Below are 14,336 nucleotides of genomic sequence, written 5' to 3'. Positions count from 1 at the left end.
TTTAAAGTTAATTAAAACCAGCTTCTTATCCAGGTCTCGCTGACACCGCGGCGACCTGCCAGGCGACGACGGCGACGGGCTACTTCAATTCGATGCCGCCAGATAGTGATGAACACCAGCAGCAGGAACAGGATGGTGAACGGCGGGATACCCAGGAAAGATATCCATTTCCCGCCCCAATGGCGGCGCATCGGCCGTTTCAATCGCTCTGCCAGCAGGTACATGCTGGGCACCATGAAGAGAGTCATGAAGAAGGCGAAAGCCAGACCGAAGATGATGGTCCAGGACAACGGTTTCCAGAACACCGCGTTATCCCCGCCGAAGTAGATATGCGGGTTCAGCTCGGAAAAGAGCGTGACGAAGTTGATGTTGAAGCCGATGGCCAGCGGGACCAACGCGAGGATGGCGGCGAGGGCCGTGAGCAGGACTGGGATGATACGAGTCTTCCCAGCTTCGATCGCCGCTTCTTTTGTCTTCATTCCACGGCCGCGGAGCTCGTCGGTAAACTCGATGACGAGAATACCGTTCTTCACCACGATGCCCGCGAGACCCACGATCCCCAGACCGGTCATGATCACGGAGACCTCCATCCGGGTGATAGCGAAGCCGAGGATAACCCCGATGACGCTGAAGAGGATCTCGTTAAGGATGATGACCGACTTGCTGACTGAATTGAATTGGAGCACGAGTATCGCCAGGATCGTCGCCAGCGCAATGACCAGGGCTTTTCCCAGAAAGGCGCCGGTCTCGGCCTGCTGCTTCCCTTCTCCTGTCTGGGTAATGGTAACCCCATCCGGCTTCTTTTTGAAATCGGCGATGGATTTGGCCAGCTGTTGGTTGACCGCTGTGGGCGTATACCCACTAAGCACATTCGATTTGAGGGTGATCACCCGCTTCTGGTTCTTGCGTTTTACGCTGCCAAGTGTGCTGGTGTAATCGATATGCACCAGTGAGCTGATCGGTACGTTCTTGATGGCGCCGCCGCCGGCCATATCGCGGAACGTAACATTCATATTCAGAAGGTCGACGAGGTTCTTGCGCTGAACGGCCAGGTTACGGATCTGAATCTTATATTCTTCTTTTCCTTCTTTGATCTTCGAGGCTTCCAGTCCGAACAATGCCGTCCGTAACTGCTGGCCGATCTGCGCAGAACTTACGCCTTCGGTCATGGCCCGCCGGCGATCAACTGTCAATGTTATTTCAGGGTTGGTGAGGTCGACGTCCATTTTGAGCTCTTCGACGCCCGGGGTCTGGATCGAATCGAGGTAGTTCTTCAGGGCCACCGCCGTTTTGGTAAGGTCGTCGAAGTCGTCGCTGGACACTTCGATGTTGACCGGAGGATCCGTGGGCGGGCCACCCTGCTCCTGGTCCACCGAGATTTCGGCGCCAGGGATACCTTTTATCACATGGCGGATGGAGTCGAGATATTGGGCGGTGTTGACCCCATTCCGTTTGGCGAACTCCACGAAGCTGACCTGGATACGACCCAGCTCGGGATGGGTGCTCTGGTCGCCGCTGGTGGGATCGTTGGCGCCGATCGCCACGTTGGCGATGACGCTTTCGACTACGGGATTGGTCTTTCCATCCTCCATATGCAACACCTTATAGACCTTGTTTTCCAGGGTCCGGGTAACGGAGTCGGTATAGTCAACAGCCGTTCCCACGGGTAGCTTTAGGTAAACATAGATCTGGTTGGGATCGCCTTTCGGGAAGAAGACGACCTGGACATTCCTGGCTCCGAACAGAACGAAGGAAAAGATCAGCAGCAGGAAGGTGCCGAATAACAGCCAGGCAGGCCGCCACCCTTTGAGTGCCCACTTGAGGCTTTGTTCATAGTGACCCATGATCCAGGGAAGCACCCTGTTCTGGAAACCGTGGATCAGACCGTCGAATACGAACTTGTTCAGAATAGCGAGGATGACCAGGAAAAGCAGCAGGTTACCGAGGAAGGTGACCCCGAGCAGATCGAATACAACACCGAAGCCGACCGCGATCCAGAAACCGGGGGTACGGAACATGTCCGCCTTTGACTTCGTCGTTCCGTCATCGGGGTGATTCATGAAATCGACGGCAAAGACCGGGTTCATGATAAAGGCGACGACGAGGGAAGCGGCCAGGGTAAAGATGAGCATGGCGGGGAGATAGACCATGAATTTCCCGATGATGCCCGGCCAGAACAGTAGGGGAAAGAAGGGTGCGAGCGTGGTCAGCGTTCCCGCGAAAACCGGGATAAATACCTCCCCCGCGGCCATCATGGCCGAAGTCGAGGAATTGATGCGACCCTTGCCCTGGGTAAAAATGCGGTGGGTGTTCTCGATCACCACGATTGCATCGTCCACGATAATGCCAAGACCGAAGAGGAGGGCGAAGAGGACAATGAAATTGAGCGTGACCGCGGTGCCGATGATGGCGCCCGCCGCGGGGAGGAAGACAAAGGCCAGGAACATGCTCAACGGGACGGAAAGCGCCACAAAGAACGCGTTCACCACACCCATGAAGAACATGAGGATGATCAGCACCAGGATAAAGCCAATGATGATCGAGTTGACCAGGTCGTTGAAAGAGGTCCGGGTGAGATTGCTCTGATCGCCCGTGACTACGATTTTCAGATCTCTGGGCAGACTGGTCTTCATGTCTTCGACGGTCTGCTTGACATCATCCGAGGTTTTGATCAGGTTCTCGCCGCTGCGCTTGATGATATTGAGCGTAACGACATTCTTGCCGCCGAGGCGGGCATAGCTTTCGCGATCCTTTATCGTGTCCTTGATGGTAGCAATATCTTTGAGGTAGACGGCCGTGCCATTGTCCGGGCTGCGGACGATGATCTGTTCGATATCCTGGGCGGTATGGAACTGGCCCTTCAGCTGAAGATTGCGCTTCATGTTGCCGACATCGAGCTGACCGCCGGAGATGTCGAGGTTTTCGCCCTTTACGGCATTGTTGATATCGTCGAAGGTGAGGTTATGCGAACGCAATTTGTAGTTATCGACGTTGATCTGGAATTCGCGTTCGGGGGCGCCGACGATATCCACCCGATTGAGCTCGGGGAGGTCTTCCAGCCGGTCCTTCATGTCATCGGCGAATTTCTTCAGCCGCTGCTGGTCATAATCGCCGCTGATATTGACATACATGATCGGCTGATCGGAGAAGCTTACCTCGAGGGCCGTGGGCTCCTGGGTAAGATCGTTGGGAAGGTCCTGTTTGGCCTTGTCGATGGCATCCTTTACTTTCTGGAGGGCGATATCGGTTTGAACATCGGTCTCGAACTCCACCACGATGGCGGAATAGTCCTGCTGGGACGTGCTGGTGAACTTATTGATCTTGGCTCCGGTGATCCCTTTGATTTGTTTTTCGATGGGCCGGGTGACCAGGTTTTCCATGTCCTTCGGGCTCGTGCCGGTATAGATCGTAGAGACATAGATGGTCGGGATCACGATATCGGGGAACTGTTCTTTTGGCAGGGTGACGAATTGGAATACGCCCCAGGCGCTCACGACGAGCATGAACAGATAGATGGAGGTCTTATTCTTTATGCTCCAGGTGGTGGGCCGGAAGTGTTTGAATTTGCCGGTAAAATTTTCTAAAGCGCTCATAAGTGTTTTTATTGGATAGTGATCGGTTGGCCTTCATAGAGACCCTGGAATCCGTCGGTGACCAATTGATCTCCCTGTTGAAGACCGCTGGTGACTTCCACTTTATCGGCATACGATTGGCCGATGGTCACCTGCTTTTTATGCGCAACCTTCTTTCCGCCTTCGGTTGCCGCTACCATCACATATTTCCCTTTTTCGTCGGTTTGCAGCGTATTGATCGGGATGGTAAGGACGTCTTTCGCCTTGTAGTCTTCAAGCTTTACGACGGCGACCTGGTTGGCGCGGATGTCGCGGTCGGACGGCAGATGGATCTCCACCTGGAAGGCCCGGTTACCGGTATTGATCACTTTACCGACGACACGGACGGAACCGAAGACCTCCTTGTTATTCAGCCCAGGGAAAGCTATTTTGACCGGCGTGCCGACATGGATGCGTTCCTGGTATAGCTCGGGTACCTGCACGACCACTTTCAGGTTGTCGGTATTGATGATCTGTAATTGAGCGCCGCCCAATGTCGCGGGCGAAAAGGCTTCGCCGACCTTTACAGTAAGGGTGTTCACCGTTCCCGGGATATCGGCATACACATTTGTCCAGTCCAGCTGTTCCTGCGCGATCTTTACCTGGGTTTCGGCCTGGTCGACCTGATTTTTGGCATTGATGAGGTCTACCTCGGTGCCGATCTTCTGATCCCAGAGGTTCTTGCGACGACCGTAGATATCCTTGGCGTAGGCGAGTTGTGTCTGGGCGTTCGCCAGCTGCTGACGTTGGATGGCGTCATCGAGACGAAGCAGCAGCTGTCCCTTGTTCACATGGTCCCCCTGTTTGACGAGGACTTCGCGCACGACACCGCCATTGCCTTTAGGAGCGACGTTGGAGTAATTTTCTGCATCGACATTCCCCTGGAGATCGATATAGTGGGTGAAGGAGGTTGGCGTAATGGCCGTCAGCGCCACCAGCTTTGCTTTCTCTTTCGAGCCCGCGGCCGTATCGATTTTGGCGATCTGGTCTTCGAGAGTGGAAATTTGTTTTGTCAGTTTTTCCTGTTGATCCTTCAGGGCAGCAAGTTGTTGCTTCTTGCCGGCCAGGGAATCGTCCTTCTGAACGGAGCCGCTGCCGCAGGCCGCCAGCAACAGGGAAGAGGCGATAACAACAGACAGTATCTTATGCATATCAATTGATTTTTTGTAGGTTAGTTTTACAGTTTTCCGATAGCGTTGAGATAATCCACCCTGGCGGCTATCGCGTTATACAGGGCGTTGAAATAGTTGGACTGCGCCACGCGCTGGTCGTTGAAGGCCGTGGTGATCTCCAGGTTGGAGCCGAGACCCTGTTCGTATTTCTTGCGGGTCTGGGCGTACACCTTTGCCGAGAGGTCCATATTCTTCTTTTGGTAGTCGAGGGTGGCCAGAGCGGCGGTAAACCGGAGCTGGGTCTCCCTGACATCGTTGTCGATGCGGTTCTTCAGCGAGTCCATGTTGTTCACCGTTTGCTGTAACTGGAGGCGGGCCTGCCGGACATTCGCGGCCTTGTAGAAGCCGTCGAAGATGGGTACGCTGATCGCCAGCCCTACATAGGTAGTGGGGAACCAGGACATTTTCTGCCCCCAATTGAAATCGTTTGTGTACTGATTCTGCGAATAGTTGGCATTGAGCTTGACCGTCGGGATATATTCCTTCTTGTAGCGTTTGATGTTGAATTCATTCAGCTGGCGGTTGATCTGCAGCAGCTGGTAGTCCCGGCGATCGGTATATTTATAGTCATCGCCAAGCACGGCGTCGCGGATCATGTCATAAGTGAGCGTATCGCTAAGGTGCAGGGAGTCCTTGACGGGCATGCCCATCAACACCTTCAGCCCCAGGTAACCGTTGGAAAGCTGGTACTCCACCTGGATCTTTTCCGTCTCCAGATTGGCCAGCTGAACATTGGCTTTGTCGACGTCCAGCTGTTCGGCAAACCCGTTCTTGAACATTTCCGTCGAATTATGGAGAAGGGCCTGCTGGTTGGCGATATTGGCGTCGATCTGGTCGATCTGCCATTTTCCGACCAGCAGTTGATAGTAAATCTTTGTGATATTTGCCCGCAGCATCTGTTCGGTGATCTCCTGTCTCTTCTTATAAAAGTCCAGCGAGGCCTGGCGCGCCTGGAGGCCGACAAAAACCTGGCCGTCGAAAAGGATCTGTGTGAGAGTAACCCCGGCGGTGGAATTGTATTGGGTACCAAACTTCACCGGAACAAATTTGCCGGGCTGGCCGAAGAATTCACCCGGCAGAACGGTGGTCGGGATCTGGACATAGTCCGTCACGCCAAGGTTGCCCGTAATCTGGGGCAACGCCTGCGAGGTAGTGGCACGATTGCTCTGTTCCTGGATCCGGTAATCCAGCAGGGCATTCTTGACCAAGACGCTGTTCTTTGTTGAATAATCGATCGTCTGGGCCAAGGTAAGGTCGTGAATTGGCTGGGCGCGGAGATTAAGGACCAGCAGCAGCAGGGGGATGCCCCATAGACGGCTAAGCGTTTGATTCATGAGATAGTTTTTTGGTGCGTTCTTCGGTGTATTTTTCGATCAGCTTCCGCCCCTTGTCGGTGACGATGCCATACAGGAAAAGCATGGCAAGCTCAAAATTGACTTCGGACATCCTATAGCGGCTGTGGGGGAAGAGGTCGGGGTTGAACACCAGGAAAGCGGATTCGATCCGGTTCTTAGCCACGATATCCCGGTTGATCTCGGGCCGATAGACCCCGTCTTCGATGCCTTTCCGGAGGTTCTCGAGAATGGCTTCATGGAGGAACTGGTACTTGTATTCCCGGATCTTCTGAAAGGCCCTGGGATGGTATTTTTCCAGGTCGTACAGCATCATCGGGTTGGTATACCGGAGCATTTCCTCGAGGTCTTCCACGGCCAGGAAGATCTCATGGACGCTGTCATTCGAGTCGTAGCGGTATTGAAGACATTCATGCTCGTTCTTCTTGATCTCCTGTTCGATCACTGCATATACCATATCATCTTTATCTGTAAAGAATTGATAGATAGTTTTTTTTGAAATTCCCAGCTGGGCGGCGATCTCGTCCATGGTGATGGATCGGATACCGTACCGCATGAATAGTTCGGCGGCCTTGATCAGTATTCTGTCTTTTACTTCCATTTTTTTCCTCGCCGCAAAACTATGGAAACTTTTATCGTTGTCAAAGTTTCCATGGACGAAATGTGTATTACTTACCGGTGAATGGCGGATTTCATCGGTGAACGGTAAATGGGTGCGATCGGGGCAGAATGAGTAATTTTGGTCCCTAAAAGGTAAATTCCATGTCTTCCCGACAAATCCCCCGCAACCTATTCCGGCTTTTTTTGCAGGGTCTGCTTATACTCGCCCCTATTTCCATAACCATCTGGATCCTGGTGACGGCCTTTTATTGGATCGACGGCATCCTGCCCAACCTGGTCTATATGATCTTCCCCAAGTTCATGGGGACCGATGCCGCGGGTTTACCCCGGCGGATCCCGGGATTGGGCTTCGTGGTCTTTATCGGCATCGCGCTGCTGGTAGGTTATATCTCGCCTTCCTGGATCGTCAGCCGCTTCGTCGAATTTGCCGAGTCTATCCTCGAGCGGACGCCCGGCATCAAGCTGATCTATTCCACGATCAAGGATTTCTTCGAGGCCTTTGCCGGTAACAAGCGTAAGTTCACGAAGGCGGTGCTGGTGAGCATTGCCGCGCCCGACATTTGGCAGGTGGGCTTTATCACGCAGGAGGAGCTGCAGCAATTCGACCTGCAGGAATATGTCGCCGTATATGTGCCACAGTCGTATGCATTTGCGGGCCATCTGTTCTTTGTCAAGCGGGATCGCGTGCGGGTGCTGACCGATATCAGCTCTGCGGATGCGATGAAGTTTGCCATCTCGGGCGGCGTCGCAGAAGTTGACGAGCAATAGCTTATCTTTGATCTTCCTAACGGCCCCGAAGGGCCGTTGGCCCAAGGCCAGACATTAGCGCATTGCGGAAGATGCACTAATTTTCTGATAGTGCATCTTTCGCAACCAAAATTTGTACGCAACGTGGTTTATAATTTCAATGCCGGTCCCAGCATTTTACCTAAGGAAGTTTTTGAACAGGCCAGCCGGGCCGTGCTGGAGTACAATGGTACCGGACTTTCGATCCTGGAGATCGGTCACCGGACCGCTTTATTCCAGGAGGTGATCGATGAGGCGATGGCGACGACCCGGGAGCTGATGAAGCTCGACAGCGATCACGAGATCCTTTTCCTGCATGGCGGCGCTTCCACCCAGTTCTTCCAGGTTCCGATGAACCTGCTGAACGAATCGGAAACGGCTGCCTATCTCGATTGCGGGACCTGGGGCAAGAAGGCGATCAAGGAAGCCAAACTTTATGGAAAGATAGATGTGGTCGCCAGCTCGAAGGATAAGAACTACACCTATATTCCGAAAGGATATACCGTTCCGAAGGAGGCCGTCTATTTCCATTATACGACGAACAACACTATCGAAGGGACGCAGATGCACGCCATCCCCGACACCTCTATTCCGCTGGTGGCGGATATGAGCAGCGATATTCTCAGCCGGGTGATGGACTTCAACCGGTTCGCCCTGATCTACGCCGGCGCCCAGAAGAATATCGGCGCAGCCGGGGTCAATATGGTCATCGTACGCAAGGATATCCTGGGCCGTGTCAACCGCTCTCTGCCATCGATGATGGACTTCCGCGAGCATATTGCCGCGGGCTCGCTGCTGAATACGCCACCCGTATTCGCCATCTATGTCTGTATGCTGACCCTGCGCTGGTTGAAGCAGCTGGGCGGAGTTGCGGCCATCGAAGCCATCAATGACCGGAAGGCCGCCTTATTATATGACACGCTGGACCACCTGCCGATTTTCCGTCCAACGGTCGCTAAGGAAGATCGCAGTAAGATGAACGTGGTATTTGTCATGGAGGACGAGGCGTTGGAAAAGGAATTCCTGGCGGAGTGCAAGGCCAACGGCATGGTCGGCGTAAAGGGTCATCGCAGCGTCGGCGGGTTCCGGGTATCCTTATACAATGCCCTGCCGCTGGCGAGCGTACAGGCGCTGACGGAACTGATGAACGAATTTGCATTGAAGAAAGCATAACAACCACCATACCTAACTACTACTATGTCCAAGATTGTCCCCTTTCAGGCCTTGCGGCCTGATCCGCAGTATGCCAGCCGGGTCGCTTCGAAGCCTTATGATGTCCTGAACAGCCATGAGGCCCGGGAAGAGGCTGCGGACAATCCTTATTCCTTTCTGCACATCACGAAATCCGAGATCGACCTGCCGCTGAATATCGATACCCACTCCCAGGAAGTATACGATAAGGCGAAGGAGAATCTGCAATCATTTATTGAGAAGGGTATCCTGATCGAGGAGACCAGCCCCTGCTACTACATCTACCAGCTGGTGATGAATGGCCGTAGCCAGACGGGACTCGTTTGCGGCAGCAGCGTGGACGACTATGAAGCAGGCGTCATCAAAAAACACGAGCTGACCCGCCCAGACAAGGAAGCCGATCGCATCCATCATATGCAGACCATCCGGGCGCAGACGGGAAACGTCTTTCTCGCCTATAACAGCGTCGGCGCCATCGACGATGTGATCGGGAGCTGGAAAAGGGACCACAAGGCTGTCTACGATTTCACCGCCAATGACGGGATCCGCCATACGATATGGATCGTGGATGACAAGAGGACGACCGACGCCATCACTGCGCTTTTTGCTACCGAAGTTCCCTTTACCTATATCGCCGACGGACATCACCGCGCCGCCTCCGCCGCCAAGGTCCGGAAAGCGCTTGGCACATCCGCTTCCTCTGCCTCGGATTATTTCCTGACGACGCTGTTCCCTTCCGATCAGCTGGCGATCATGGATTACAACCGCCTCGTCCACGATCTCAACGGACATAGCGTAGAGGCTTTTATCGACGGACTGAATAAAGACTTCTTTGTTGGAAGGGTGGATAAGCCGGTGCAGCCCTCTCAGCTGCACGAATTCGGATTGTACATGGACGGCGGATGGTATAAGCTGGTCGCGAAGGAAGGCAGCTATTCCACGGACCCGATCGGTATCCTCGACGTCACGATCCTTCAAAAGAATATCCTCGACAAGCTGCTGGGCATCAAAGACCCGAGGACGGACAAACGGATCGATTTCGTGGGCGGCATTCGCGGACTGCAGGAGTTGGAACGCCGGGTGAACAGCGGAGAAATGAAGCTGGCCTTTAGCCTTTATCCCGTCAGCATCCAGCAATTGTTCGATATCGCCGACAGCGGGCAGGTAATGCCGCCGAAGAGCACCTGGTTCGAGCCAAAGCTGCGCGATGGTCTGCTCACTCATCTCATTTGATCCCTAAAAAAGTAGCATGAACAGAATCCTTGTTTTTCTCCTGTCGCTGACCCTTTTTCATTTTTCTGTGCTTGCACAATCCGCCGACAACAAGTCTCCGCAGGAGGTTGCACGCGCCTATACGCAGCAAGGAGATTTCAGCAATGCCATCCTGGTGCTGAACAACGCCCTGCAAAAGGATGCGCAAAACCTGGATCTGTTAAAGGCTCTGGCCTTCAACTACTATCTGAACAAGGATTATTCCAAAGGGCTTACCGTCGCCAAACCGCTTCTCGAGCGGCCCGATGTCGACGTACAGGCCTATCAGATCGCGGCGATGCTGTACAAAGGCACCGATGAGCTGAAGGAATGCGATAAGCTGTACAAGGAAGGCCTGAAGAAATTCCCCAAAAGCGGACCGTTACACAGTGAGTACGGCGAAATGCTCTGGTCAAAGAACGATTTCGGGTGTATCAAGGAATGGGAAAAGGGGATCGAAGGCGATCCCAATTATTCCGCCAACTACTATTACGCGTCCAAGTATTATTATTTCGCCAACAACCGGGTGTGGAGCCTGATATACGGCGAGATGTTCGTCAACCTGGAAAGCTATACCAAACGGACGGCGGAAATGAAGGAGATACTGCTGGAGACCTACAAAAAGATGTTTACCGAGGCCGATTGGCAAAAGAACCAGGATGTGAAGAATCCCTTCATCGCCGCCTGGGTGAATATCGTGAGCCCGCTTACCTTTACCGTGAAGGATGGGATCACGGCCGAATCGCTTACCGTTCTTCGGACCAAATTCATCATCAACTGGTTCAATACCTATCCGACCAACTATCCCTACCGGCTGTTCGACTATCAACGGCAATTGCTAAGAGAGGGAATGTTCGACGCTTACAACGAGTGGATCTTCGGCGCCGCGGGAAATCTGCCGGCCTTTCAGGCGTGGACCAACGCGCACGCCGAAGAATATAAGCGCTTTATTGACTTTCAAAGAGGCCGGGTTTTCAAGATGCCCGAGGGACAATACTATCAGGTTGCTGCGAAGTGACCACCCCTCGGTGGCCGGTTGTTGGTTCGGGGCTTTTTCGCTAATTTGTCCCCAAACCGTTTTTTATGACCGAACCCAAGCGATTGTTCGACTGCCTGACGCTGAACCTGGAAAGAGACCCCTTACCGGATATGCTGGCGGGCAAGGAGGGTGGGGTCTACAAGACCCATAGTACCCAGGAAGTCGCCAAAACCGTTGAAAAATTGAGCGCCGGCCTGCTTCGGCTGGGTATTTCCGTCGGAGACCGGACCGTGGTAGGCGTAGAAAAGATCGGGATCGTCTGCAAGAACCGGCCGGAATGGATCATGCTCGATCTTGCCACCCAACGTACCGGCGCCGTATTGGCGCCCGTCTATCCGACCATCTCGCCACTCGAGCTTCAATTCATTCTTAATGACGCGCAGGTGCGGTTTGTTTTTGTCAATGACAAAGAGCTGTACCATAAACTGGAGGAGATCAGACCCCAGGTGCCTTCTCTCAAAGAGGTCTTTACGATCGAGCCCGTGCCGGGCGTTCGGAACTGGACGGAGCTGCTCGTCGAGCCTACGACGGAGGAAGCGGCAAAGCTGAAGCAGATCGAGGACTCCATCACCGAAAACGACCTGGCCACCGTCATCTACACCTCGGGCACCACCGGAACGCCAAAAGGCGTCATGCTTTCCCACCGCAATATCGTCAGCAACGTCCAGGCCTGTATTCCCTGTCTTCCACAGGGTAAGATCAGGGCACTGAGTTTTCTGCCGCTGAATCATATCTACGAGCGGATGCTGACCTATGTCTATCTGTTCAACAACAGTTCGATCTACTACGCCGAAAGCATGGATACCATCGGCGAGAATCTGAAAGAGGTGAAACCGCAGATGTTCGTGACTGTACCCCGGTTGCTGGAGAAGGTCTATGACCGGATCATGCACAAGGGTAACGAGCTTACGGGGATCAAACGGAAGCTGTTTTTCTGGGCGCATGACCTGGCGGCCCGGTATGAGATCAACAAACCGATGGGCGGCTGGTACAACCTCCAGTTGTCGCTGGCCAACAAGCTTATCTTCAGCAAATGGCGCGAGGCGCTCGGCAATAACATCACCTGTATCGCGAGCGGCGGTGCGGCCGCGCAGGTCCGGCTCATCCGCATTTTCACCGCTGCCAAAGTCCCTATCCTCGAAGGATATGGCCTGACGGAAACGTCTCCCGTCATCAGCGTTAACCGGCTGGTTGTAGAGGACCGGCATTTCGGCACCGTGGGCCCTGTCATCCCGGGAGTGGAGGTGCGGATCGCGGAAGACGGCGAGATACTGTGCAAGGGACCAAATGTAATGATGGGCTATTACAAGCGGCCCGATCTTACCGCCGAAGCCATTACGGACGGGTGGTTCCATACGGGAGATATCGGAGAATTCGTCGATAATAAATACCTGAAGATCACCGACAGGAAGAAAGAGATGTTCAAGACCAGCGGTGGGAAATATGTCGCACCGCTGGCGATCGAAGGGAAGATGAAGGAGTCGCCCTATATCGAGCAGATCATGGTGGTGGGGCCGGAAAGAAAATTTGTCGGAGCGCTGATCGTTCCCGCCTTTCCGCGTCTGGAAGAGTGGGCGCGGCAGAACGGCATTACGGTGAACGGCCATGAACAGCTGGTCAGGGAACCGAAGGTGCTTGCCTTTTACCGCAAGGTGATCGACGAATACAACACCAATTTCGGGCATGTCGAGCAGGTCAAGCGATTCGAGCTCCTGCCGGCGGAATGGACCGTTGAAACGGGCGAGATGACACCCAAGCTGAGCCTCCGCCGCAAGGTCGTGACGGAGAAATTTGCGGCATTGATCGAAAAAATCTACTCCTGATGCAAAAGCAGCTTATCCTGGCGGCTCTGTTGCTGATCCTGAAGACGGTTGCGGCGCAACGGCCGATCAGCAGTGAAGAGGCCGGGGCCGCAGCGAAGCGGATCGAAGCAGCCACCAATAGTGGGGATGCCAGTGTGCTCGATCATTTCATCGATCTCGACAGCCTTATCGGAATCATGCAGCAGAAGAGCCAGGCCCTGAAGGACGCGGCTTTCAGAAGCGGCTTCGCACAGCCTTTCAAGACCAGCTTTGCCAACTATGGCCGGCAGATCGTTACCTCCATACGCCAGGGTAACTACCGGATGATCCGGAACTATGAGATCGGCGGCGTCAGACACCTTGTCTTCCGGATGTTCGGGTCCGGTGGGCTGAATTATCATGACTATACGCTGATCCGGGTAAAGGATTCCGTAAAGGCTTCGGACGTGTTTGTCTATACAACGGATGAATCCGTGAGCAGTACCCTTTCCAAGCTGGTGGATATGATGAATAACAGCGCCGAGCGCTTGCCGGAAGAGGTCGGAATCATGATGAAGCTAAATCAGCAAAACAAGGCGAAGAATTATGCCGGAGTGAAGGAGCAATACGAGAAGATGGCTGATAAATACAAGGAGAATAAAGCCATCCAGCTGATCTATATCACGGCCTGTCATCAGCTGGACCCGCAGCTGTACCAAAATGCCATCGAACATTTTGCCAACAGCTTCCCCGATGCACCGAGCGCCTACCTGATGATGATCGATTTTTACTATGGACGGAAGGAATATGAGAAAGGGCTTGCGGCCATCGACAAGCTGGACAAATTGATCGGCGACGACAAGGCGCTTGACTTTGTCCGGGGCAATTTTTACAAACTATCCGGCAAGCGGGCTGAAAGTGTTGCCTGCTATGAGCGGGTCTACCGATACGATCCCACACTGGAGATGAACACCGATGCGCTTGTCCACGCCTATGAGGAGGCGGGAGAGAACGCGAAAGCAAAGGCAGTGCTTGCCGGCTCCAAAAAGAAATAGCGCTTATAGCGTGTCCGTCTTTTCGTCCGACCGGAACTTCAGGAGCTGGACAGGACCGTTCCCGACGACCAGGAAGAGGATGAGCAACAAGAGTACGAGTACGGCGAGCAGCGATTCCGAAAAGGGGCGATAAAGGGAGGTGTTCACAAAAAATACGGCGCCCAGCAGAACGGGGATATTGAGCAGGCAGGCGAAGCGGGTGAGCACTCCGAGGATCAGCAGGATGCCGCCCAGGATTTGCGCAAAGCTGACATAGTTCCCCATCAACATTTCGGTGAAGGCCCCAAAGGACATCCGGTTGGTGATGAGCCCGAGCATGACGCCCATGTTCATCAGGAAGTCGACGCCCTTGTAACAAAGGAAGGCTCCAAGGAGAATGCGTACGATATCGAGCCATTGGGGGTGATGAGTGTCACCCCAGTGTTCCACACGTTGCACGAGATTCATATAGCATCATTTTTGGATGAAGAAAGAAAC

The 14,336-nt window shown here is 53.8% G+C and carries 11 protein-coding genes; 6 read left to right on the top strand and 5 right to left on the bottom strand.

Going from position 1 to position 14,336, the window contains the following annotated elements:
- Positions 1-11 precede the first annotated feature (11 nt).
- Genes VHE34_RS19830 through VHE34_RS19815 form a run of 4 tightly spaced genes read right to left on the bottom strand, consistent with a single transcriptional unit; the run spans position 12 to position 6,736 of the window.
- On the bottom strand, positions 12-3,593 hold the full coding sequence (locus tag VHE34_RS19830) for an efflux RND transporter permease subunit (RefSeq protein WP_325590856.1): 3,582 nt from the start codon (positions 3,591-3,593) through the stop codon (positions 12-14).
- A gap of 8 nt (positions 3,594-3,601) precedes the next feature.
- Positions 3,602-4,762 (bottom strand): efflux RND transporter periplasmic adaptor subunit, encoded by a 1,161-nt coding sequence (locus VHE34_RS19825; protein WP_325590854.1) that lies wholly within the window; start codon positions 4,760-4,762, stop codon positions 3,602-3,604.
- A gap of 26 nt (positions 4,763-4,788) precedes the next feature.
- Positions 4,789-6,117 carry a TolC family protein gene (locus VHE34_RS19820; protein WP_325590852.1) on the bottom strand — a complete coding sequence of 443 codons (1,329 nt, stop codon included), beginning with the start codon at positions 6,115-6,117 and terminating at the stop codon, positions 4,789-4,791.
- Positions 6,101-6,736 carry a TetR/AcrR family transcriptional regulator gene (locus VHE34_RS19815; protein ID WP_325590850.1) on the bottom strand — a complete coding sequence of 212 codons (636 nt, stop codon included), beginning with the start codon at positions 6,734-6,736 and terminating at the stop codon, positions 6,101-6,103. Before VHE34_RS19815 ends, VHE34_RS19820 begins: the two co-directional genes overlap by 17 nt.
- A gap of 161 nt (positions 6,737-6,897) precedes the next feature.
- On the opposite strand from VHE34_RS19815, the gene VHE34_RS19810 reads away from it, so the two are divergent.
- From VHE34_RS19810 to VHE34_RS19785, 6 genes are all read left to right on the top strand, one after another.
- Positions 6,898-7,524 (top strand): DUF502 domain-containing protein, encoded by a 627-nt coding sequence (locus tag VHE34_RS19810; protein WP_325590848.1) that lies wholly within the window; start codon positions 6,898-6,900, stop codon positions 7,522-7,524.
- A gap of 123 nt (positions 7,525-7,647) precedes the next feature.
- Positions 7,648-8,715 (top strand): 3-phosphoserine/phosphohydroxythreonine transaminase, encoded by a 1,068-nt coding sequence (gene serC, locus VHE34_RS19805; protein WP_325590846.1) that lies wholly within the window; start codon positions 7,648-7,650, stop codon positions 8,713-8,715.
- 24 nt (positions 8,716-8,739) lie between these two features.
- Complete coding sequence (locus VHE34_RS19800) at positions 8,740-9,966, top strand: DUF1015 domain-containing protein (protein ID WP_325590844.1); 1,227 nt, start codon at positions 8,740-8,742, stop codon at positions 9,964-9,966.
- Positions 9,967-9,982: 16 nt separating this feature from the next.
- Positions 9,983-11,002, top strand: coding sequence for a hypothetical protein (locus VHE34_RS19795; RefSeq protein ID WP_325590842.1), 1,020 nt, complete (start codon positions 9,983-9,985; stop codon positions 11,000-11,002).
- A gap of 65 nt (positions 11,003-11,067) precedes the next feature.
- The gene (locus VHE34_RS19790) at positions 11,068-12,846 is read left to right on the top strand and encodes a long-chain fatty acid--CoA ligase (RefSeq protein ID WP_325590839.1); all 1,779 of its coding nucleotides are present in this window, start codon (positions 11,068-11,070) and stop codon (positions 12,844-12,846) included.
- Positions 12,846-13,859 (top strand): hypothetical protein, encoded by a 1,014-nt coding sequence (locus tag VHE34_RS19785; protein ID WP_325590836.1) that lies wholly within the window; start codon positions 12,846-12,848, stop codon positions 13,857-13,859. Before VHE34_RS19790 ends, VHE34_RS19785 begins: the two co-directional genes overlap by 1 nt.
- A gap of 3 nt (positions 13,860-13,862) precedes the next feature.
- On the opposite strand, the gene VHE34_RS19780 is transcribed toward VHE34_RS19785, so the two are convergent.
- Entirely contained in the window at positions 13,863-14,306 is a 444-nt protein-coding gene (locus VHE34_RS19780; protein WP_325590834.1) for a DoxX family membrane protein, read from the bottom strand.
- Positions 14,307-14,336: the final 30 nt, after the last annotated feature.

It is taken from the genome of Puia sp. (assembly GCF_035546395.1).
In the GTDB taxonomy this organism is placed as follows: domain Bacteria; phylum Bacteroidota; class Bacteroidia; order Chitinophagales; family Chitinophagaceae; genus Puia.
This window is presented reverse-complemented; position numbering and strand designations above follow the sequence as displayed.

What these genes read in the sequence shown, in the direction of transcription:
- VHE34_RS19830 (WP_325590856.1), bottom strand. Translation starts at nt 3,593, where the DNA reads ATGAGCGCTTTAGAAAATTTTACCGGCAAATTCAAACACTTCCGGCCC.
- VHE34_RS19825 (WP_325590854.1), bottom strand. Translation starts at nt 4,762, where the DNA reads ATGCATAAGATACTGTCTGTTGTTATCGCCTCTTCCCTGTTGCTGGCG.
- VHE34_RS19820 (WP_325590852.1), bottom strand. Translation starts at nt 6,117, where the DNA reads ATGAATCAAACGCTTAGCCGTCTATGGGGCATCCCCCTGCTGCTGCTG.
- VHE34_RS19815 (WP_325590850.1), bottom strand. Translation starts at nt 6,736, where the DNA reads ATGGAAGTAAAAGACAGAATACTGATCAAGGCCGCCGAACTATTCATG.
- VHE34_RS19810 (WP_325590848.1), top strand. Translation starts at nt 6,898, where the DNA reads ATGTCTTCCCGACAAATCCCCCGCAACCTATTCCGGCTTTTTTTGCAG.
- VHE34_RS19800 (WP_325590844.1), top strand. Translation starts at nt 8,740, where the DNA reads ATGTCCAAGATTGTCCCCTTTCAGGCCTTGCGGCCTGATCCGCAGTAT.
- VHE34_RS19795 (WP_325590842.1), top strand. Translation starts at nt 9,983, where the DNA reads ATGAACAGAATCCTTGTTTTTCTCCTGTCGCTGACCCTTTTTCATTTT.
- VHE34_RS19790 (WP_325590839.1), top strand. Translation starts at nt 11,068, where the DNA reads ATGACCGAACCCAAGCGATTGTTCGACTGCCTGACGCTGAACCTGGAA.
- VHE34_RS19785 (WP_325590836.1), top strand. Translation starts at nt 12,846, where the DNA reads ATGCAAAAGCAGCTTATCCTGGCGGCTCTGTTGCTGATCCTGAAGACG.
- VHE34_RS19780 (WP_325590834.1), bottom strand. Translation starts at nt 14,306, where the DNA reads ATGAATCTCGTGCAACGTGTGGAACACTGGGGTGACACTCATCACCCC.